We start from the raw sequence: 20,295 nt of genomic DNA, 5'->3' as shown, positions 1-20,295 counted from the left end.
CCGGTCTCAAGCTGCCTGTTTTGCAGTGACGAACGCCGCAAGGCTCGCCACGTTGGTGAAGTGGTTGCGGGTGTCCTTGGCGTCGGCGTCGATCTTGATGCCGTAGCGTTTCTGGATCGCCAGGCCCAGCTCCAGGGCGTCGACCGAGTCCAGGCCCAGGCCTTCACCGAAGAGCGTCTGCTCGTTGCCGATGTCTTGCACGCTGATGTCTTCGAGGCCCAGGGCATCGATGATCAGCATTTTAATTTCCTGGTGCAGATCGCTCATCTTCGGCGAGCTCCTTAATGAAGTAGTGATGCAAATAATCGTTGAGCTTGCGCGAGGCCTGCGGTGCGGGGCCTTGGGCGGCAAAGGCATACGGGTCTATATCGGCTCCGACGCGAAAACTGAAGTGCACGCGGCGCATCGGGATGCGATACCAGGGTTCGGCCTTGGTCAGGGTGGTCGGGCTGACCTTGATGACCACCGGGGTGATGATTCTCGCACCCCGCAAGGCGATTGCCGCGCCCCCCCGATGAAAGGCCGGCGCCTGGCCCGGCGGGGTGCGGGTGCCCTCGGGGAAGATCACCAGGGTCTGGCCATTGCGCAGGGCTTCGCCGGCGGCGTCGAGCATGTCCATGCTGCCGTCGTTGCTGATGTATTCGGCTTCGCGTATCGGGCCGCGAGTGAACGGGTTCTGCCACAGGCTCTGCTTGACCACACAGTTGGCGTTGCGCACCAGGCCGATGAGGAACACCACGTCGATCAGCGACGGGTGGTTGGCGATGATCATTTGTCCGGGGCGGCCGAGCTTTTCCGCGCCTTCGACGTCATAGGTCAGCACGCCGCTGCGGGCCATGAACCGGATGAACAGCCAGAACAGTCGGCCAATGGTGCGCCGCGCGCGCTGGCGATGCGCTTCGGCGTCGCCGGGCAGGCAGGCGAGCAGCGGGAAAATCACCAGGCGCAGGCACAGGCCACCGAGGCCGAACAAGGCAAAGCTCGCCGCGGTGGCGACCAGGCGCCAGTAGTAGGCGTCGCGGGGTTTTGTGTTTACAGGTTGCGTTGCCAGTTCCATACACGGTTCTTCCAGGCATGTTGGCAGGAGGTCTGCTCGCCGAGCAGGGTACGCAAGAGATTCAGGGCATGGGGCCACTCGGCGCGCGGCGCTTCCTCGGTGGCGGCACCGAGCGTCAGTTGCCACTCTTTGCCGGGGGTCAGCAACAGGCCCACCGCATAGGGAAAAGGCACGTCGTCGATCCAGGTGGCATAGGCGGCGGGCGGCTGCTCTTCGGTGACCACCAGCAGCACTGCCGGGGCGCCTTCCTCGAGCAGCGCCGCGGCCTCTAGCATGCCGTGTTCGAGGCCGTCGCCGGCGGCGGCGAGGGCGGTCATTTCGCTGGTTTCGCCACGCATGATCGACCACAGGCCGATCACCGCGTTGTGTACCGAGAGGCTGAACTGGGTCGGGGACAATGGCTGGTCGGCCGCCAGGTCGCTGAGGATGTCGAAGGTCCGCGGCGTTTCGCCATGCCGGGAAATAAAGACCAACGGTAGTTGTTCCAGGCCTTCGGCCAGCGGCCAGCCCACGCTGAAGGCCATGCGCGCCAGACGGCTGAGGCGCCGGCGTTGCATGGCCGGTAGAAACGACACGTCGGGGGCGGCATCGCTGCTCTCGAGCACGACTGGTTGTCGGCTCCAGGCCTGCCAATCGTCCACGCTTTCGAGCCCAGGGGCCCACGCGCGCCATTGAGCGATGTTGAAGTTGATCACTTGAAAATTCATCCCGCCCCTGCGGGCTTACTTGACGTGGTCAGGCGTTTCGATCGAAGACTCACCTGGCACGGAGCTACAGCCGAGTGGCGCGCATTATCCCGGTGTGACTGGCTGGTAGCAAACATTGGTTATGTTTCACTCAGTGAAAACGGCCCATTCGACAGAAGAAAAGTGTCATTTGGCCATTATTGAGCGGCACCGGGCGGGAGGCGCGCAGACTTTCAGAAAGTCTAGGCCGATTCCGGTCATTGCAACGGGCTTGGCGCTCTGCCGTCAGCGAGGTAGCGAAGCAGCGCTGCTCGCTACTACACTCGGTGATCTTTGATGCAGGGAGGTTCTGACATGCGGCGCGTGGTGTTCAATCAGAAAGGAGGAGTCGGCAAGTCGAGCATTGCCTGCAATCTGGCGGCTGTGAGCGCCAGCGAAGGGTATCGCACGCTGCTGGTGGACCTGGATGCCCAGGCCAACTCCACTCAATACCTCACCGGCCTGACCGGCGACGACATCCCCATGGGGATCGCCGACTTCTTCAAGCAGACCCTGTCTTCCGGACCGTTCTCGAAGAAGAACCAGGTCGATATCTACGAAACGCCGTTCGACAACTTGCATGTGGTGACGGCCACCGCCGAGCTGGCGGATCTGCAGCCCAAGCTCGAGGCGAAGCACAAGATCAACAAGCTGCGCAAACTGCTGGACGAATTGGCCAAGGACTACGACCGGATCTACCTCGACACCCCGCCGGCCCTGAACTTCTACGCGGTTTCGGCGCTGATTGCCGCTGATCGCGTATTGATTCCCTTCGACTGCGACAGCTTTTCCCGCCAGGCGCTGTACGGCCTGCTGGCTGAAATCGAAGAGCTTAAGGACGACCACAACGAGGACTTGCAGGTCGAAGGCATCGTGGTCAACCAGTTCCAGGCCCGCGCCAGCCTGCCCCAGCAAATGCTCGATGAACTGATTGCCGAAGGCCTGCCGGTCTTGCCGGTGTACCTGGCCAGTTCGGTGCGCATGCGCGAATCCCACCAGGCCAGCCTGCCGCTGATCCACCTTGACCCCCGGCACAAGCTGACCCAGCAATTCGTCGACCTGCACAACCTGCTGGAAAGCGCCTGACGCTCTTCTGTAGGAGCGAGGCTTGCCCGCGATAACGGTCTGACAACCGACGACGATGTTGAATGTCAGGCACTCATCGCGGGCAAGCCTCGCTCCTACGGTTCAAGGCGCTTTTGAAATAGCGGTCAGAGGCCCTGGCTGCGCAACCAGCTCATCAACTGCGGTAACGGGAAGGCGCCACTCTGACGTGCCACTTCCCGTCCGTTCTTGAACAGAATCAGGCTCGGAATCGAGCGAATTCCCAACTGCGCCGACAATTGCTGGTTGGCCTCGCTGTCGAGCTTGGCCAGCCGGCATTTGCCCGCCAATTGCGCCGCCGCCTGCTCGAATACCGGCGCGAAGGATTTGCACGGCCCGCACCAATCCGCCCAGACATCCACCAGCAACGGCAGGTCGCCCTTGATCTGGCTGGCGTAGTCGCCTTGTTTCAGTTCGAAAGGCTGGCTCAGCAACACCTGGCCTTTGCAGCGCCCGCATTTGGGCTGGTCGCCCAGGCGCTCGGCGGGGATGCGGTTCAAACCGTTGCAATGGGGGCAGGGGATCAGCAGTGGATCGGACATGAGGGGGGGCTCCGGGATAAGTGGGCGATGGGCGTTATCTGGAGTCTGGCGCAAGGTTTATCAAGCGAGGGGCGGGTCTGTTGCATTCCTTCATACATCTTTGAGATGCGTGGCGGCTGGTGAATCTAGGCTGAAACGGAGCCATGGGTTTATGCCGTTGGTCTGTTCAAGCACATAGCAACTTGCTATGGCGCGCTTCCGACACTACCGTCTATAGCAATATGCGATAGGGACATTGCATGCATATCATCACCGCCAAACGAATCTGGGAGGCCAAGAGCCGCTGGCCACAATCGGCCAATGCGCTGGAGACCTGGTACAGAAAAGTCAAAAGCCTCAATCCGGCCGATTTTGCAGCCATCAAGGCAGTATTTCCGGCCACCGACAAAGTGGGGGCGTTTCACGTCTTCGATATTGGCGGCAACAAGTTACGAATCATCGCTGTGGTGCGTTATGAGGTGCGACGTCTCTATATCAGGCACGTGCTGGACCATCACGAATACGACAAGGGCAGGTGGAAGGAGGAGACCAGATGAACGTTCTGGTGAAGCAGGCGGCGGATCATTGGCATTTCGTGGCCCCTGTGTTGCGTAAACCCAATACTGAAGCCGATTACGATGCATTGGTCGCGGCGCTGGATGAACTGCTGGATCTCATGGGAGAGGACGAGAACCATCCAGTGACTTCGCTGGTGGACATCATCGGCGATTGGATCGAAGCCTACGACGAAGAGCATCGACCGATGCCGATAGCCAGTGGCGTTGACGTCTTGCGCTCCCTGATGCGCGAACACGGCCTGACCCAGAGTGATTTGCCAGGCGTGGGTGCGCAGTCGGTGGTTTCGGAAGTACTGAGCGGCAAGCGCCAGCTCAACCTGCGACAGATCCGCTGGCTGGCCGAGCGCTTCGGTGTTTCGGCCGAGGTATTTATCTGAGGCTCAGGACGAGCAACTGATTTCCAGGTGCTTGCCCCATTCGGGCGGTCGTTCGGCGTAGCTGTCCATGCCGGCCTGTTGTTCGAACGGCTTGCTCAGCACCGCATGCAGGCGGCGCACCTCGGAGTAATCCCCTTGCTCGGCGGCATCGATGGCCTTCTGCGCCAGGTAATTGCGCAGGATGTACAGCGGGTTGACCGCATGCATGCGCGCGCGGCGCTGTTCTTGAGTGTCGTCTTGTTCGCGGGCGACCCGGGCCTTGTACAGATCGGCCCAGGCATCGAAGCCCTGGCGGTCGACGAAGTCGTCGCGCAGCCGGGCCACGGCCAGTTCAGCTGATTCATCCCCCAGGCGGCGGAAGAACAGGCTGTAGTCCACGCTGCTGCCCTGCATCAGTTGCAGCAGGCGCTCCACCAGCTTCTGATCCTCTTCTTCGGCGCTGGTCAGGCCGAGGCGGCGGCGCATCAGGTCCAGGTAATGGGTCTGGAACAACGGCAGGAACAGGCCGAGGGTTTCCCGCAGGGCCTCGACGCTGATGAAGGGCGTCAGGGCCTGGGCCAGGGCACTGAGGTTCCACTGGCCGATCGGCACCTGGTTGCTGAACGAGTAGCGCCCCTGGTCATCGGAATGGTTGCAGATGAAATGCGCATCGAAGTCGTCGAGGAAGGCGAACGGCCCGAAGTCGAAGGTCACGCCGAGGATCGACATGTTGTCGGTGTTCATCACCCCGTGGCAGAAACCGTAGGCCTGCCATTTGGCGATCAGTTCGGCATTGCGCTCGACTACTTCGCGGAACATCGCCAGGTAGGGTTCCGGCTGTTCCAGGCACTCGGGAAAGTGCATGGCCAGCACGTGCTCGCCCAGCTGTTTCTGCTGCTCGGGGCGTTTTGTGTAATAGAAGTATTCGAAGTGGCCGAAGCGGACATGGCTGGGCGACATGCGCAGCAGCATCGCTGCGCGTTCCTGTTTCTCGCGCCAGACCGGGGTGTCGGAGCCGATCACGCACAGCGCCCGGGTAGTCGGAATACCCAGGGCGTGCAGCGCCTCGGAGGCGAGGAATTCGCGGATCGACGAACGCAGTACGGCGCGGCCATCGCCCATGCGCGAGTAGGGGGTCTGGCCGGCACCCTTGAGGTGCAGGTCCCAGTGTTCGCCGGCGGCGTTGTACACCTCGCCCAGCAGCAAGCCGCGACCATCGCCTAGCTGGGGGTTGTAGGAGCCGAACTGATGCCCGGAATAGACCATCGCCCGAGGCTCGGCTTCGGCCCATAGCTTGTGCCCGCCGAACAGCTCGGCGAACACCGGGCTTTCGGCGGCCTCGGGGTCCAGGTCCAGCAGCGCCATGGCCGCCGGGCTGGCCACCACCAGGCGTGGATGGTCGATCGGTTCGGGCAGCACATGGGTTGAGAACGCGTCGCCCAGGCGGGCGAAGCGATTGTCGAAGCTCAGTTCGTCGAGGGCTTTCAACGGCCATCTCCAGCAGAATGTCCGAGCATTCTGCTAGGGATAGCGCCCTTAGTCGAGCCTGCTGGAGGGCGGTTCCTGCTGCGGTTTGCCGTCGGGCAACGGGACGATGGTCTTGGTCTCCGGCTCGATGGGTACCATCTTGTATTCCTGGCCATGGAGGTTCTTCAGGTAGACCTCCATCTGGCGGAACGAGATGTTGATGTGCTGCTTCTTGAACTCGCGGTTGATGAAGCGGTTGACCTCGTCGAGCACCGGGTTGCGGTCCCCCAGTTCGCGCACGTGCATGCGCAGTTCGTGGTCCAGGGTGCTTTCGCCGAAGTTGAGGAAGTACACATGCGGCTCGGGTTCTTTCAGTACCCGCGGGTTATCGCGGGCCGCCTTGAGCAGCAGCTCCTTGACCAGGTCCAGGTCCGAACCGTAGTCGACGCCGAGCTTGAGGGTCACCCGGGTGACGGTGTCGGTCAGCGACCAGTTGATCAGTTGCCCGGTGATGAAGGTCTGGTTCGGGACGATGATGTCCTTGCGATCGAAGTCGGTGATGGTGGTGGCGCGGATGCGGATCTTGCTCACCGTGCCCGACAGGTTGCCGATGGTGATGGTGTCGCCGATGCGCACCGGCCGCTCGAACAGGATGATGATGCCGGAGATGAAGTTGGCGAAGATCGCCTGCATGCCGAAACCCAGGCCCACCGACAGCGCAGCCACCAGCCATTGCAACTTGTCCCAGCTGACGCCGAGGGTCGACAGGGTCGAGACGAAGCCGACGCCGGCAATCACATAGGACAGCAGCGTGGTGGTCGCGTAGGCGCTGCCCTGGGCCAGGTTCAGCCTGGACAGTACCAGCACCTCCAGCAGCCCAGGCAGGTTGCGCGCCAGGGCGAAGGTGATGCCGACGATGATCAGCGCGCCGAGCATGTCGCCGATGCTGATGGGCACCATGCTCATGTTGGCGCCGGTACCGCTGGTGTATTCGTAGAGGGTGATGTTGTCCAGGTAGGAGAACACGCTGATCAGGTCCGACCAGACCCAGTACAGCCCGGCGATGAAACCACCGAGCAGGGCCAGGCGGATCAGGCGCAGGGATTGTTCGTTGACCTTCTCGATGTCCAGGGTCGGCTCTTCGACCACCGCTTCGCCGTCGCCGGCTTCCTTGGCGGCCTGGCGTTTGGCCAGGGCCCGCTGGTAGGCCAGGCGCCGGGCGGCGACGCCCAGCCCGCGGACGAAAGTGGCTTCGATCACCAGCCAGAACATCAGCAGGTACAAGGTATTGATCAGGCGGTCGCTGAGCTTCAGCGCGGTGTAGTAGTAGCCGAAGCACACGGCGATGAACAAAGCGATCGGCAGCGCGGTGAACAGCACCGCCACCGCCTTGCGGAACAGCGAGGCGTTCTGGTGCGTCGGGCTGCTCAGCAGCAGGCGGCTGAGCAGCCAGGCCATCAGGGCGTAGCAGGTCAGGACCACGGCGATGCCGAGCACGTCATCGGCCAGCGCTGCCGGTTGATGTTCGGCCACGGCGACCACCGCCACCAGCGCCATGACCACCAGCCCGAGGCGACGGACCCAGCTCTGGAGGAATTCGACCTGGGGCTTTTCCCAGCGAAAGTGCAGTTCCGCCACGCCGCCGGGGGCGAGGATCCGGTAGGCGGTATAGAACACCAGCCAGGCCTGGGCCATCTGCAGCAGCGCCGCGCCGAGGTTGGCGTTCTGCCCGCGGGCGTCGATCTGCAAGGCCAGGCCGCACAGCGCCAGGCCGAGGGCGACCGGCATCGCCAGCAGGATGTTGACCAGGATCGCCTGCGGCGTGTGCCATTGGCTGTCGCGCTTGAAGTGACCGATGTCCTTGTGAACCTTGTTCAGGCGCAGGTACAGGTTCTTGCGCCGCCACAGCAGGGCCGCGATCAGCAACAGCAATGGCAGGAACAGCAGCGGCCGTTGCGCCAGGCCGTCGGCCAGCTCGCTCAGGCTGGACGACCAGGGCAGGGTGGTGACCTGTTTTGCCAGGCGCAGCGGTATGGTCTGCAGCCATTCGCTGTCCAGCGGCTTGTTGCTGGGAATCCAGAACATCTGTTCGTCGAGGGTTGCGCGCAGGCTTTGCGAGGTGCTCAGCAGTTGCTTCTGGTTGAGCTGCAGGGTGATGGATTCGTTGAGCAGCGCGCTCAGCTCGCGGCTCAGGCGTTCCAGCAGGTCGGCGCGGGTGATGGCCAGGTCCAGCAGGGTTTTGCGCAGCTGCGGGGTGACTTGTTCGGATGGCTGGGTAGCCAGCAGGTTGTCGACGTAACTGCTGGGGCTGCTGATCAGCTCGCGTTGCTGGTTGACCTCGAACTGGTACAGGCGGATGTCGGCGATCTGGTCGGCCAGGTCGCGGTCGAGCCGCAGGTGCGGCAGCGCCTGCTTCTGTTTATAGAGGATCTTTGACAGCAGCAGGCTGCCCTTGAGCACGCTGATCTGCTCGTCCAGCGCGGCATCGCTCTGGGTCACGCTGTCGAGCTGCTGCTTGGTCTGCAGGTTCTGCTGGGTCAACTCGTTGAGGCGGTCGGTGCTTTTGAGCAGGTAGTCGGAGAGCTTCAGGTTGGCCGCGCTTTCGGTGGCCAGGAGGCTGCTGCTGCCGGCCTTTTGCGCTTCGATCGATTGCTGGGTGACGGTTTCCTGGGACTGGGCCAGGCGCTTCTGGTTGATCAGGGTCTGCAGGTCCTGGATTTCCTGCTCCAGGCGCGCGGTCTTCTCCATCAGCAGGTCGTGCTGGCTGTTGCCCAGGTCCTGCAGCTGGCTGTTGCCGGCCAGTTCCTGGCGGCGCAGCGGGATCAGCGCGTTGATCGCCGCCAGTTCGGCATTGAGCTGATTGCGCTGGTCGGCATTGATCGGCTTGCCGGCGTCCTTGCCGTTCTTGAGGATCGTATTGATCTGCTGGGTGCGGGTCTGGCTGCTGCTGATCTCGGCCTGGGCGCGCTCGGGGCGGGTCTGCGCGGTAATCGCCAGGCTGTTGGCCTCGGCCAGGGCTTTCTGCATGTCACCCTGCTGGGTGGTGCGCTCGGTCAGCAACTGTTCGAGCTGCGATACCGGCAGGTTGGCGTAACGTTGTGCCACCGGCACCACCTTGGTGGCCTTCAGACGGGTCAGCTCACGCTGGTTTTCGCTGGTCTGGCGCGGGGCATTGCTCAGCTGCTGCTTGAGATCGTTCAGGCGCTGCTCGTAATCCTGCTTGTTCGACAGCTGGGTCAGCGTCTGTTGCAGCACCGCTTGCAGGGCCTTTTGATCGGCTTCCGGCAATTTGCGCTCGGCGATTTTATCCAGGCTCTGCTGGACGGACTCGGCACTGGGCGGCTCGGCCGCTTGCAGTGGGCCGACAGAAAGGCTCAGGCCCAGCAGGGCAATGGCGAAAAGGGTACGCAGGATTGGCATAAAGACCGGTCAAGCTGGATGAGAAGTTAGGCAGTTTAGAGGAAGAGTCCGGGGCCCGGGCGACTTCCTTCGGGGAATCTGACGCCCACTTTGCTGATCTTGTTCCCCTCCATCACGGCAACGGTCCAGATGGTGTTGTTCCATTCCACCTGGTCGCCGACCACTGGAGCGCCCCCCACTTTCTGGGTGATGAAGCGGCTCAGCGGCATGTCCGGATCGAGCCCTTCGAGTTTCAGCCCGTACAGCGCCGAAACCGCGCCCAGCTGGGCGTCGCCTTCGAGAACGAAGTCGCCGAAGAAGCGCAGATCGAGGCCTCGTTGCGGTGCCTGGCTGAAGAGTTTTCCGAGGGCCGGCAGGTTGTGTTCATGGCCGATGACACAGAGCAGATCGTCGGCTTCCAGCACCGTACTACCCGACGGATGGAGCAGTTGCTGGTGGCGAAACAGGGCGGCGATACGGGTGCCTTCGGGCATTTTCAGCTCGCGCAACGCTGCGCCGATGCACCATTTTTCCGCGCCGAGGCGGTAGACGAACAGCTCCCATTCGCTGGTGACATGCACTTCCAGGGCGGCCCGGGAGATCGGCGCCGGTTCCGGTGGCACCGTGACCTTCAGCAGCTTGGCGACCCACGGCAGGCTGGTGCCTTGCACCAGCAGGGACACCAGCACGATAAAGAAGGCCAGGTTGAAGTACAGCTGGGCTTCGGGCAGCCCGGCCATCAACGGGAACACCGCGAGAATGATCGGCACCGCGCCGCGCAGGCCGACCCAGGAAATAAAGGCTTTCTCGCGGCCGTGGAAGGCCTTGAACGGCAACAGGCCGACCATCACCGACAGCGGGCGGGCGAACAGGATCATCCACAGCGCCAGGCCCAGCGCCGGCAGGGCGATGGGCAGCAGGTCGTGGGGCGTGACCAGCAGGCCGAGCACCAGGAACATGCCGATCTGCGACAGCCAGGCCATGCCGTCGAGCATATGCAGGATGCCGTGGCGGCTGCGCACCGGGCGGTTGCCGATCACCAGGCCGCACAGGTACACCGCGAGGAAGCCGCTGCCATGCAGGGCGTTGGTCAGGGCGAAGACCACCAGGCCGCCGGCGATCACCAGGATCGGGTACAGGCCGGTGGCCAGGTTGATCCGGTTCACCAGTTGCAGCATCAGCCAGCCGCCGCCCAGGCCGATCAGGCCGCCGATGCCGAATTCGCGCAGCAGATGCCCCAGCAGGCTCCAGTGCAGGCCGGTCTGGCCGCTGGCGAGCATGTCGATCAGGGTCACGGTGAGGAACACCGCCATCGGGTCGTTACTGCCCGACTCGATCTCCAGGCTGGCGGTGACCCGCTCGTTCAGGCCCTTGCCGCCCAGCAGCGAGAACACCGCCGCGGCGTCGGTGGAGCCGACGATGGCGCCGATCAGCAGGCCCTGGATCAGGTTCAGGTCGAACAGCCAGGCGGCCGCCATGCCGGTCAGGCCGGTGGTGATCATCACGCCGACGGTGGCCAGCGATAACGCCGGCCACAAGGCCACGCGGAAGCTCGAGACCCGGGTGCGCAGGCCGCCGTCGAGGAGAATCACTGCGAGTGCGAGGTTGCCCACCAGGTAGGCGGTCGGGTAGTTGTTGAAAATGATGCCGCCGCCGTCGACGCCGGCGGCCATGCCCACGGCCAGGATGATCACCAGGATCGGGATACCGAGGCGGGACGAAAGGGAACTCACCAGAATGCTCGCACCTACCAGCAACGCGCCGATCAAGAACAGGCTGTTGATGGTCGTCGCATTCAAAGGCAGTACTCCAGAAGCAGAAAGGCGGGCACAAACTGACCATGCAGTCTGCGTGCCAGCGATTCTAACCTGTTGAAATACGATGCTGTCAAAAAGCTTTTGCGCCTGTTTACAGGCGGCAAAAAATCGCCGCCTGGCGCCGACCACTGACGGACTTCATGGCAGTCCGTAGTGGCTGGCGCAGGCGGCGATCGCGGCTGTTGGCGACTGGGTGCGGGGCCCTACAACGTGAACCGCGCCACCATGTTGTTCAGGTCCACGGCCAGGCGCGACAGTTCGTGGCTGGCGTCGCTGGTCTGGTTGGCGCCGGTGGCCGATTGCACCGACAGGTCGCGGATGTTCACCAGGTTGCGGTCCACTTCGCGGGCCACCAGGGCCTGCTCCTCGGCGGCGCTGGCGATGACCAGGTTGCGCTCGTTGATCTCGTTGACCGCGGTGTTGATGGTGTCCAGTGCACCGCCGGCGCCACGGGCGATGCTCAGGGTCGAGTCGGCGCGCTCGGTGCTGGTGCGCATCGACTCGACGGCGTGCTCGGTGCCGCTCTGGATGCTGCCGATCATGCGTTCGATTTCACTGGTCGATTGTTGGGTGCGATAAGCCAGGGCGCGTACTTCATCGGCGACTACGGCGAAACCGCGTCCGGCATCGCCAGCCCGGGCGGCTTCTATCGCGGCGTTCAAGGCCAGCAGGTTGGTCTGGTCGGCCAGGCCGCGGATCACGTCCAGCACCTTGCCGATGTCGCGCGACTCCTCGGCCAGTTCGCTGATCCTGTTGGCCGAGCTCTGCACTTCGCTGCTCATGAGCTCTATGGCGCTGACGGTTTCTCGCACCAGGTTGCGGCCTTCGCTGGCCGACTGGGTGGCGTCGTTCGAAGCCTCGGCGGTGCTCACGGCGTTGCGTGCGACTTCCTCGACGGCGCAGGTCATCTCGTTCACGGCGGTGGCCGCCTGTTCGATTTCGTTGTTCTGCTGGGTCAGGCCGCGGGCGCTTTCGTCGGTGACGCTGTTTAGCTCTTCGGCGGCCGAGGCCAGCTGGCCGGCGGAGCCGGAAATATGCAGCAGGGTCTGGCGCAGTTTTTCCTGCATGGTCGCCATGGCCTGCAACAGACGCCCGGGTTCGTCGCGGCCGTTGACCTGGATGCTCTGGGTGAGGTCGCCTCCGGCGATGTGTTCCGCGGCATGCAAGGCGTCGGCGATGGGCTGGGTAATGCTGCGGGTCAGCAACCAGGCAAACACCACGGTCAGGGTGGTAGACAGGACCAGCAGGGCCACCACCAGGTTGAATGCCGAGGCGTATTCCTCGGCGGCCTGCTCGTTGGCGGCCTTGGAGCGCTGGCTGTTGATCTGTACCAGCAGGTTCAGGACCTTGTTGATCTGCTGCGAGTTCTTCATCAGCTCGTTGTTCAGCACCTCTTGCAGTTCACTCAACTGGTTGTTGCGCGACAGCTCTTTGATGCGCTCTTCGAGCTTGCGGTATTCGGCCAGCAGCTTGAGGTAGTGGTCGTAGGCTTCGCTCTCTTCCGGGCTGCTGACCAGCTTTTCATAGGTGGTGCGGATCTTTTCGATCTGCTGGTTGCCCAGTTCGAGCGACTCGCGGGTCTTGGCCTGCACCTCGGGACCGCGGTTGATCACCAGGCGATAGGACAGCACCTGCAGGCGCAGCATCTGCTGGGTGAACTCGTCGATGCTCTGGATGCTGGGCATGTTGTCGGTGGAGATGGTGACGGTCGCCGCGCGAATATTACTCATCTGGTTCAGGGCGAAAATGCCCAGGAACAACATCAGGCAGCCGATGAATGCAAAGCCGAGAAATGCCCTCGGTGCGATGTTCATGTTGCGAAGAGACATGGGGATTTACCTCAAGAGTGCGCAATCCATGCCGCGGTGGTTGATAGGGCTCCCCAGACCTATCGCGCGGAAAAATGGATTCTTGAAGCTGGAGCAAGAGTTTCAGAAAGATCTGATGGGCGACGAAGTGTCAGGAACCAGATGGGTGAATGACAGTCTTTAAAGTTCGCAGGCAAGGTCACCCACCAGGCAGGTCAAGGCGTTGCGCCGGGATAACCCTGGCATCCAGGGTGACTTTTCTTTATCGTACGCGCCCTTTGAAAAATGCTCGGAAAATCAAAATGTTGGAAGCATCCCTAAGCCAATTGGAACAGCTTGTCAGTGACCTGGTGCAACAGAACCAGGAACTGTCGGGCACGAACGAAACCCTCAAGGCAGAACTGGCCCAGGCCAAGGATGAGAACGAAAGCCTGCAACTGAGCCTGATGGAACAGGAAGAGAAGCAAGGCGCCACCGCGGCCCGTATCCAGGCCCTGGTCGAACGCGTCAGCGCCGGTCCTGTCAGCGCATGAGGCAGGGGGCCGACGGGGTAAAAGTCGTCTCGATTCTCGGTGAGGACTACTCGATCAAGGCGCCGGCCGGGGAAGAGCAGACCCTGCTGGATGCCGCGTTGATGTTGAAGGCCACCCTGGCCGAGACCAAGAAGAAATACCCGACGCTGATCGGTGACCGCTTGCTGGTGCTGGCGGCGATGAACCTGTGTTCCCAGCAGCTCGAGATGCAAAAGCGCCATCAGCAGGAACTTGACCGTTACCAAGAGCAAGTCAGCGCCACGGTCGAAGTGATCTCCAAGACCATCAGCCAGAACTGATGGGTTTACCCACAACCTGCAACGCCGTTGCGGTTGTGTCGGACTGATTGTTTTCGCGAGCAGCCGGGCGGCGCTCGATTGCTCGCGATGCTTTTAGCGCTTCAGAACCACTCGTCCTGCATGCCCAGGCAGGTATCGTCCCGCGCTTCCAGCAAGGCCAGTTCGTGATGACAGGCCGGCACTTCCCAGGTCAGGAAGTAACGCGCTGCCTGCAGCTTGCCCTTGTAGAACCCCACATCCGCCGTGTTGCCCTTGGCCAGGCCTTCCTGTGCGCGAATCGCCTGCTCCAGCCAGCGCCAACCGATCACCGTATGACCGAAGGCTTTCAGGTACAGCGCCGAGTTGGCCAGGCTGCTGTTGACCTTGCCCTGGGCCAGGTCGGTGAGCAGGCCGATGGTCACGCCTTGCAGGCGCGCCACCAGTTTTTCCAGCGGTTGGCGCAGCACCGTCAGGGCTTCGTGGGCCTGGGCCCGCTCGCTGGTGTCGGCGATCAGGCGGATCAGTTGTTTCAGTCCCGCGCCGCCGTTCTGCGCCAGCTTGCGCCCCAGCAGGTCCAGGGACTGGATGCCGTGGGTGCCTTCGTGGATCGGGTTCAGGCGGTTGTCGCGGTAGTACTGTTCCACCGGGTATTCACGGGTATAGCCGTGGCCGCCGAGGATCTGGATCGCCAGTTCGTTGGCCTTCAGGCAGAACTCCGAGGGCCAGGATTTGACGATGGGCGTCAGCAGGTCCAGCAGTTCGTGGGCCTGTTTGCGCTGGTCTTCGTCGGGCAGGGTGGTGGTGTCGTCGAACAGCCGCGCGGCGTACAGGCCTAGGTCGAAAGCGCCTTCGACATAGGCCTTCTGGGTCAGCAGCATGCGCTTGACGTCGGCGTGCTGGACGATCGACACCGGCGCGGTAGTCGGGTCCTTGCTGTCCGGCAGGCGGCCTTGCGGGCGTTCGCGGGCGTATTCCAGGGAATAGAGGTAGCCGGCGTAGCCAAGCATCACCGCGCCCATACCGACGCCGATCCGCGCCTCGTTCATCATCTGGAACATGTAGCTCAGGCCGTGGTGCGGCTTGCCCACCAGATAGCCCACACACTCCCCGTTATCGCCGAAGTTCAGCGCCGTGGAGGTGGTGCCGCGCCAGCCCATCTTGTGGAACAGGCCGGCCAGCAGCACGTCGTTGCGCGGGCCCAGGCTGCCGTCGTCGTTGACCAGGAACTTGGGCACGATGAACAGCGAGATGCCTTTCACCCCGGCCGGTGCGTCCGGCAGCTTGGCCAGCACCATGTGCACGATGTTCTCCGACAGCGGGTGATCGCCGCCGGAGATGAAGATCTTGTTGCCCTTGAGCCGGTAGGTGCCGTCCGCCGCCGGTTCGGCGCGGGTGCGGATATCCGACAGCGACGAGCCGGCATGGGGCTCGGTCAGGGCCATGGTGCCGAAGAAGCGCCCGTCGATCATCGGCTGCAGGAAGCGCCGTTTCTGCTCCTCGGTGCCGAAGCTTTCGATCAGGTTGGCCGCGCCCATGGTCAGGAACGGGTAGGAGGTGGAAGCCGCGTTGGCCGCCTGGAAGTGAGCGAAGCAGGCCTGGGACAACAGCGTCGGCAACTGCATGCCACCGGCCTCGAAGCTGCGCGCGGCGTTGAGGAAGCCGGCTTCGAGAAAGGCGTCGACCGCGGGTTTCACTTCCGGAATCAGGATCGCCTTGCCGTCTTCATAACGTGGCTCGTTTTCATCGCCTTTGCGGTTGTGTGGGGCGAAGAACTTCTCGGCGATGCTGCGCGCGGTGCCGAGGGCGGCGTCGAAGGTTTCCCGGTTGTGCTCGGCGAATCGCTCGCGCTGGGTCAGGCCCTCGGCATCGAGGACTTCATACAGCTCGAAAGCCAGATTGCGGGAACTGAGCAGCGTCTCGGACATGGCGGCCTACCTGTGATTGGACTCAGCCGAGTCTAGGCGGGTGAATAAACTCTGGATAGCAAGATTGATGAAGGTGATAAAGGTGCCAAACACAGGGGATGGGGGCGGCAGGCGTAGCCGCTGTCGAGCGCCAGCGAGGCTGCGATCGCCTGCGCAGCAGGCGCCAAGCCAGACGACCCCATCCATCAGGCATACCGCGTCGCCTGGTTTTACGGGGCTGCGCCCCGATCGCAGCCTCGCCAGGGCTCGACAGCGGCTACGGGGGATTTGCGAAGGGCATGAAAAAGGGCGCCGGTGAGGGCGCCCTTTTCATGTTGCTGACTGACGGCTTCAGCCGATGGTCATCAGACTGGCGTTGCCGCCGGCCGCCGCGGTGTTGACGCTCAAGGCACGCTCGATCACCAGGCGTTCCAGGGCAATCGAGGTTTCGCCTTGCGACAGGCCATGAACCCCGACGATGGCGCCGGCACGCTTGGCCACTTGCTGGCAGACCGCGCGCAGTTGGTCGGAGTGGCCGTGATGCAGGACCGCATCGAACACCACTTCGTCCTTGGTCCAGTCGGCCACGCGCTGGATGCGCGCTTGCACGTCCTTCGGCAGGCGGGCGTAGAGCGCCTTGCCCGGCTCGCCTTCCGGCCAGACCGCCGAACCGCCTACGGCCAGGACGGCCGCCAGTTGGCTCAGCAGGTCGCCTTCGACTTCCGCCAGGCACAGCACGTGTTCGCGCGGCAGGATGGCATAGCTGTTGCGTTCGCCGGTCGGGCCGGCCAGGACGCGGGTGATACCGCTCTGTGACTGCGCCGCGAACTGCACGCACAGGGCGCTGAGGTCCGCCAGCTTGTTGCTGTCGGCCCAGGCTTGCAGGGCGCTCAGCGGCTTGCTCATGGCATCGCGCAGACGCACGTCCGGGGCGTTCAGGGCGTCGCCACGGGCGAACGACTGCTCGATGGCGTCGGTCGGACGGGTCGACAGCAGGCGGTACAGGTACAGCGGGCCACCGGCTTTCGGGCCGGTGCCCGACAGGCCTTCGCCGCCGAATGGCTGCACGCCAACCACGGCACCGACGATGTTGCGGTTGACGTAGACGTTACCGGCGTTGACGTTGTCGATCACCTTGGCGATGGTCTCGTCGATGCGGGTGTGCACGCCCAGGGTCAGGCCGTAGCCGGAGGCGTTGATCTGCGCGATCAACTGGTCGATGTCCTTGCGCTTGTAGCGCACCACGTGCAGCACCGGACCGAAGATCTCGCGTTGCAACTCGTCGAAGCTTTCCAGCTCGATCAACGTCGGCATCACGAAGGTGCCGCGCTTGATTTCTTCGCCATCGGCGATCGCCACCTGATACACGTTGCGGCCTTTGTCACGCATGGCCTGGATGTGTTTCTCGATGCCGGCCTTGGCTTCGGCGTCGATCACCGGGCCGATGTCCACGGACAGGCGCTCGGGATTGCCCAGGCGACTTTCGGCCATGGCGCCCTTGAGCATTTCGATCACGCGGTCGGCGGAGTCTTCCTGCAGGCACAGTACACGCAGGGCCGAGCAACGCTGGCCGGCGCTGTCGAAGGCCGAGGAGACGACGTCGATCACCACTTGTTCGGTCAGGGCCGAGGAGTCGACGATCATCGCGTTCTGGCCACCGGTTTCGGCGATCAGCGGGATTGGTCGGCCCTGGGCGTCCAGGCGGCCGGCGACGTTGCGTTGCAGCAGGCGCGCGACTTCGGTGGAACCGGTGAACATCACGCCTTTGACCCGATCGTCGCCCACCAGGCGGGCACCGACGGTTTCGCCGCGGCCCGGCAGCAGTTGCAACACGCCTTCCGGAATGCCGGCTTCGAGCATCAGGCGCACGGCCTGTGCGGCGACCAGCGGCGTCTGTTCGGCCGGCTTGGCCAGTACCGGGTTACCGGCGGCCAGGGCAGCGGCGACCTGGCCGCTGAAGATCGCCAGCGGGAAGTTCCATGGGCTGATGCAGACCACCGGACCCAGCGGGCGGTGCGCGTCGTTGCTGAAATCGTTGCGTGCCTGCACCGCGTAGTAGCGCAGGAAGTCCACGGCTTCGCGCACTTCGGCGATGGCGTTGGCGAAGGTCTTGCCGGCTTCGCGGGCCAGCAGGCCCATCAGCGGCTGGATCTCGCCTTCCATCAGGTCGGCGGCGCGTTCGAGGATCGCAGCGCGCTCGGCCGGCGGCGTGGCCTGCCAGATCGGTGCGGCGTTCAGCGCGCACTGGATGGCGTTGTCGACGTCTTCGACTGTGGCTTCCTGGACATGGCCGACCACGTCACGGTGATCGGACGGATTCAAGACCTGCGCCGGGGTTTCGCTGCTGGAGGCGCAACCGAGCATCGGCGCGGCTTTCCAGTGGTTGTGGGCGGTGGCCAGCAGGGCGCAGGACAGCGACGCCAGGCGGTGTTCGTTGGCCATGTCGATGCCGGCGGAGTTGGCGCGCTCGCTGCTGTACAGGTCACGCGGCAATGGAATGCGCGGATGCGGCAGGCCGAAGCCGCCTTCCAGGGTCGCCATCTGCTCGATCTGGCTGACCGGGTCGGCCACCAGCTCCTGGATGGAGATGGATTGGTCGGCGATGCGGTTGACGAACGAGGTGTTGGCGCCGTTTTCCAGCAGGCGGCGCACCAGGTAGGCCAGCAGGGTTTCGTGGGTGCCGACCGGTGCGTACACGCGGCACGGACGGTTCAGCTTGCCATCGGCGACCTTGCCTACCACCTGTTCGTACAGCGGTTCGCCCATGCCGTGCAGGCACTGGAACTCGTACTGGCCCGGGTAGTAGTTCTGACCGGCGATGTGGTAGATGGCCGACAGGGTGTGGGCGTTGTGGGTGGCGAACTGCGGGTAGATGACTTCCGGTACCGACAGCAGCTTGCGGGCGCAGGCGATATAGGAAACGTCGGTGTACACCTTGCGGGTGTAGACCGGATAGCCTTCCAGGCCTTCGACCTGGGCGCGCTTGATCTCGCTGTCCCAGTAGGCGCCTTTCACCAGGCGGATCATCAGGCGGTGACGGCTGCGGCGCGCCAGGTCGATCACGTAGTCGATCACGTACGGGCAGCGCTTCTGGTAGGCCTGGATCACGAAGCCGATGCCGTTCCAGCCGGTCAGCTGTGGCTCGAAGCACAGGCGCTCGAGCAGATCCAGCGACAGCTCCAGGCGGTCGGCTTCTTCGGCGTCGATGTTCAGGCCGATGTCGTACTGCTTGGCCAGCAGGGTCAGCGACAGCAGGCGCGGGTACAGCTCGTCCATCACGCGCTCGTACTGGGCGCGGCTGTAGCGCGGGTGCAGGGCCGAGAGCTTGATCGAGATGCCCGGGCCTTCATAGATGCCGCGACCGTGGGAGGCCTTGCCGATCGAGTGGATGGCCTGCTCGTAGGACGCCAGGTATTTCTGCGCGTCGTGCTCGGTGAGTGCCGCTTCGCCGAGCATGTCGTAGGAGTAGCGGAAGCCCTTGGCTTCGAACTTGCTGGCGTTGGCCAGGGCTTCGGCGATGGTTTCACCGGTGACGAACTGCTCGCCCATCAGGCGCATGGCCATGTCGACGCCCTTGCGGATCATCGGCTCGCCGCTCTTGCCGATGATGCGGCTCAGGGACGAGGTCAGGCCGGCTTCGTTGTGGGTGGCGACCAGCTTGCCGGTCAGCAGCAGGCCCCAGGTGGCGGCGTTGACGAACAGCGACGGGCTGTTGCCCAGGTGCGGCTGCCAGTTGCCGGTGCTGATCTTGTCGCGGATCAGCGCGTCACGGGTGCCTTTGTCCGGGATGCGCAGCAGGGCTTCGGCCAGGCACATCAGGGCCACGCCTTCCTGGGACGACAGGGAGAATTCCTGCAGCAGGCCCTGGACGATACCGGCACGGCCGCCGGCGCTCTTCTGGTTGCGCAGTTTCTCGGCGATGGTCGCGGCCAGCTTGTTGGTGGCTTCGGCCATGGTGGCCGGCAGGCGCGCCTGCTCCAGCAGCATCGGTACCACTTCCGGTTCTGGGCGGCGATAAGCAGCGGTGATCGAGGCGCGCAGCACCGATTGCGGCAGGATGCTTTCGGCGAATTCGAGGAAGCACTGGTGGGCGTGGTCGGTCTGCACTTCGCCGGCGTCATCGCCGTCGGTGCGGGTCGAACCGCTCAGCTCGGTCAGGGTTGCACCACCCTCGAGTTTTTCCAGGTAATTGAAAATTGCCTGCTTGATCAGCCAGTGCGGCGTGCGATCGATCGAGGTCGCGGCGGCCTTCAGGCGTTCGCGGGTCGGGTCGTCGAGTTTGACCCCAAGGGTGGTGGTAGCCATATTTTTATCCTCATGTTTACCACGGTTGCGTGGCATCAGCTGGCGGCAAGATTAGCCGCGCGCCGAAAGAGGTGCAACCGGGTGCAACCTGTTTTTTATCGGAATAATAGGCAGCTCATCAGGAATTAATTTCTAGTTCCGCAGCGGCGCTTCTGCTTGGTGCTTTTAATTCTGTCGCACCGGGTTTTTGCTCCAAAAAGGAGCAAAAACGCGGCGTTCGCCGGAAAAATCGCTTAGGTGCAACTTATTCTCGCGAAACAGGTTGCACCTTCTTTGAGTTGTTGAATAGCATTCGCGCCCAAGGTGCAACCGGTCCTCGCGACTGGTTCATCGGCTGATGGCTTTCCTGGGGAAACATCAGTCATAAATGCGCGGAGTACCCAGCCGTCTCTCCAACGTAGTCGTTTGAGAGCGGTGGTGCTGACCGCCGCTACATAAAAACA

15 protein-coding genes are annotated in these 20,295 nt (G+C 63.2%); 5 read left to right on the top strand and 10 right to left on the bottom strand.

Annotation, left to right across the window (positions count from 1 at the left end):
* Positions 1–6: 6 nt before the first annotated feature.
* The 3 genes from NRG23_RS16825 to NRG23_RS16815 are packed head-to-tail and all read right to left on the bottom strand — an operon-like array spanning position 7 to position 1,764.
* Positions 7–267: a phosphopantetheine-binding protein gene (locus NRG23_RS16825; protein ID WP_007926834.1), complete on the bottom strand. Its 261-nt coding sequence runs from the start codon at positions 265–267 to the stop codon at positions 7–9.
* Positions 242–1,057, bottom strand: coding sequence for a 1-acyl-sn-glycerol-3-phosphate acyltransferase (locus tag NRG23_RS16820; protein WP_016704468.1), 816 nt, complete (start codon positions 1,055–1,057; stop codon positions 242–244). The genes NRG23_RS16825 and NRG23_RS16820 overlap by 26 nt, the downstream gene beginning before the upstream one ends.
* Positions 1,033–1,764 (bottom strand): beta-ketoacyl synthase chain length factor, encoded by a 732-nt coding sequence (locus NRG23_RS16815; RefSeq protein ID WP_036985559.1) that lies wholly within the window; start codon positions 1,762–1,764, stop codon positions 1,033–1,035. The genes NRG23_RS16820 and NRG23_RS16815 overlap by 25 nt, the downstream gene beginning before the upstream one ends.
* Positions 1,765–2,097: 333 nt before the next feature.
* Between NRG23_RS16815 and NRG23_RS16810 the strand changes: the two genes are divergently transcribed.
* The gene (locus NRG23_RS16810; protein WP_257371442.1) at positions 2,098–2,868 is read left to right on the top strand and encodes a ParA family protein; all 771 of its coding nucleotides are present in this window, start codon (positions 2,098–2,100) and stop codon (positions 2,866–2,868) included.
* A gap of 125 nt (positions 2,869–2,993) precedes the next feature.
* Here the strand turns inward: NRG23_RS16810 and trxC are convergent, their stop codons facing one another.
* The gene (trxC, locus tag NRG23_RS16805) at positions 2,994–3,428 is read right to left on the bottom strand and encodes a thioredoxin TrxC (protein ID WP_016704469.1); all 435 of its coding nucleotides are present in this window, start codon (positions 3,426–3,428) and stop codon (positions 2,994–2,996) included.
* 239 nt (positions 3,429–3,667) lie between these two features.
* On the opposite strand from trxC, the gene NRG23_RS16800 reads away from it, so the two are divergent.
* Together NRG23_RS16800 and NRG23_RS16795 are read left to right on the top strand one after the other, a co-directional pair.
* Complete coding sequence (locus NRG23_RS16800; protein WP_053268076.1) at positions 3,668–3,964, top strand: type II toxin-antitoxin system HigB family toxin; 297 nt, start codon at positions 3,668–3,670, stop codon at positions 3,962–3,964.
* On the top strand, positions 3,961–4,362 hold the full coding sequence (locus tag NRG23_RS16795) for a type II toxin-antitoxin system HigA family antitoxin (protein ID WP_009046631.1): 402 nt from the start codon (positions 3,961–3,963) through the stop codon (positions 4,360–4,362). Before NRG23_RS16800 ends, NRG23_RS16795 begins: the two co-directional genes overlap by 4 nt.
* A gap of 3 nt (positions 4,363–4,365) precedes the next feature.
* On the opposite strand, the gene selO is transcribed toward NRG23_RS16795, so the two are convergent.
* The 4 genes from selO to NRG23_RS16775 form a co-directional block, all read right to left on the bottom strand.
* A complete protein-coding gene (gene selO / locus NRG23_RS16790; protein WP_103330901.1) occupies positions 4,366–5,829 on the bottom strand; it encodes a protein adenylyltransferase SelO in 1,464 nt (487 codons plus the stop codon).
* A gap of 48 nt (positions 5,830–5,877) precedes the next feature.
* The gene (gene mscK / locus NRG23_RS16785; protein ID WP_009046633.1) at positions 5,878–9,228 is read right to left on the bottom strand and encodes a mechanosensitive channel MscK; all 3,351 of its coding nucleotides are present in this window, start codon (positions 9,226–9,228) and stop codon (positions 5,878–5,880) included.
* 35 nt (positions 9,229–9,263) lie between these two features.
* The gene (locus tag NRG23_RS16780; protein ID WP_009046634.1) at positions 9,264–11,006 is read right to left on the bottom strand and encodes a potassium/proton antiporter; all 1,743 of its coding nucleotides are present in this window, start codon (positions 11,004–11,006) and stop codon (positions 9,264–9,266) included.
* A gap of 221 nt (positions 11,007–11,227) precedes the next feature.
* Entirely contained in the window at positions 11,228–12,853 is a 1,626-nt protein-coding gene (locus NRG23_RS16775; RefSeq protein WP_009046635.1) for a methyl-accepting chemotaxis protein, read from the bottom strand.
* Positions 12,854–13,134: 281 nt separating this feature from the next.
* On the opposite strand from NRG23_RS16775, the gene NRG23_RS16770 reads away from it, so the two are divergent.
* Both NRG23_RS16770 and NRG23_RS16765 read left to right on the top strand, forming a co-directional pair.
* Complete coding sequence (locus NRG23_RS16770) at positions 13,135–13,365, top strand: hypothetical protein (protein ID WP_007926810.1); 231 nt, start codon at positions 13,135–13,137, stop codon at positions 13,363–13,365.
* Positions 13,362–13,664, top strand: coding sequence for a cell division protein ZapA (locus tag NRG23_RS16765; protein ID WP_009041856.1), 303 nt, complete (start codon positions 13,362–13,364; stop codon positions 13,662–13,664). The genes NRG23_RS16770 and NRG23_RS16765 overlap by 4 nt, the downstream gene beginning before the upstream one ends.
* Before the next feature lie 101 nt (positions 13,665–13,765).
* On the opposite strand, the gene NRG23_RS16760 is transcribed toward NRG23_RS16765, so the two are convergent.
* Both NRG23_RS16760 and putA read right to left on the bottom strand, forming a co-directional pair.
* On the bottom strand, positions 13,766–15,568 hold the full coding sequence (locus NRG23_RS16760) for an acyl-CoA dehydrogenase (RefSeq protein ID WP_257371441.1): 1,803 nt from the start codon (positions 15,566–15,568) through the stop codon (positions 13,766–13,768).
* Positions 15,569–15,898: 330 nt separating this feature from the next.
* Positions 15,899–19,852, bottom strand: a complete 3,954-nt coding sequence (gene putA / locus NRG23_RS16755) for a trifunctional transcriptional regulator/proline dehydrogenase/L-glutamate gamma-semialdehyde dehydrogenase (RefSeq protein WP_257371440.1) — start codon at positions 19,850–19,852, stop codon at positions 15,899–15,901.
* Between the last annotated feature and the right edge of the window lie 443 nt (positions 19,853–20,295).

The sequence above is a fragment of the Pseudomonas sp. T8 genome (assembly GCF_024610635.1).
Classification (GTDB): domain Bacteria; phylum Pseudomonadota; class Gammaproteobacteria; order Pseudomonadales; family Pseudomonadaceae; genus Aquipseudomonas; species Aquipseudomonas chlororaphis_I.
The sequence above is the reverse complement of the archived record's forward strand: the minus strand, read 5'-3'. Positions and strand labels throughout refer to the sequence as shown.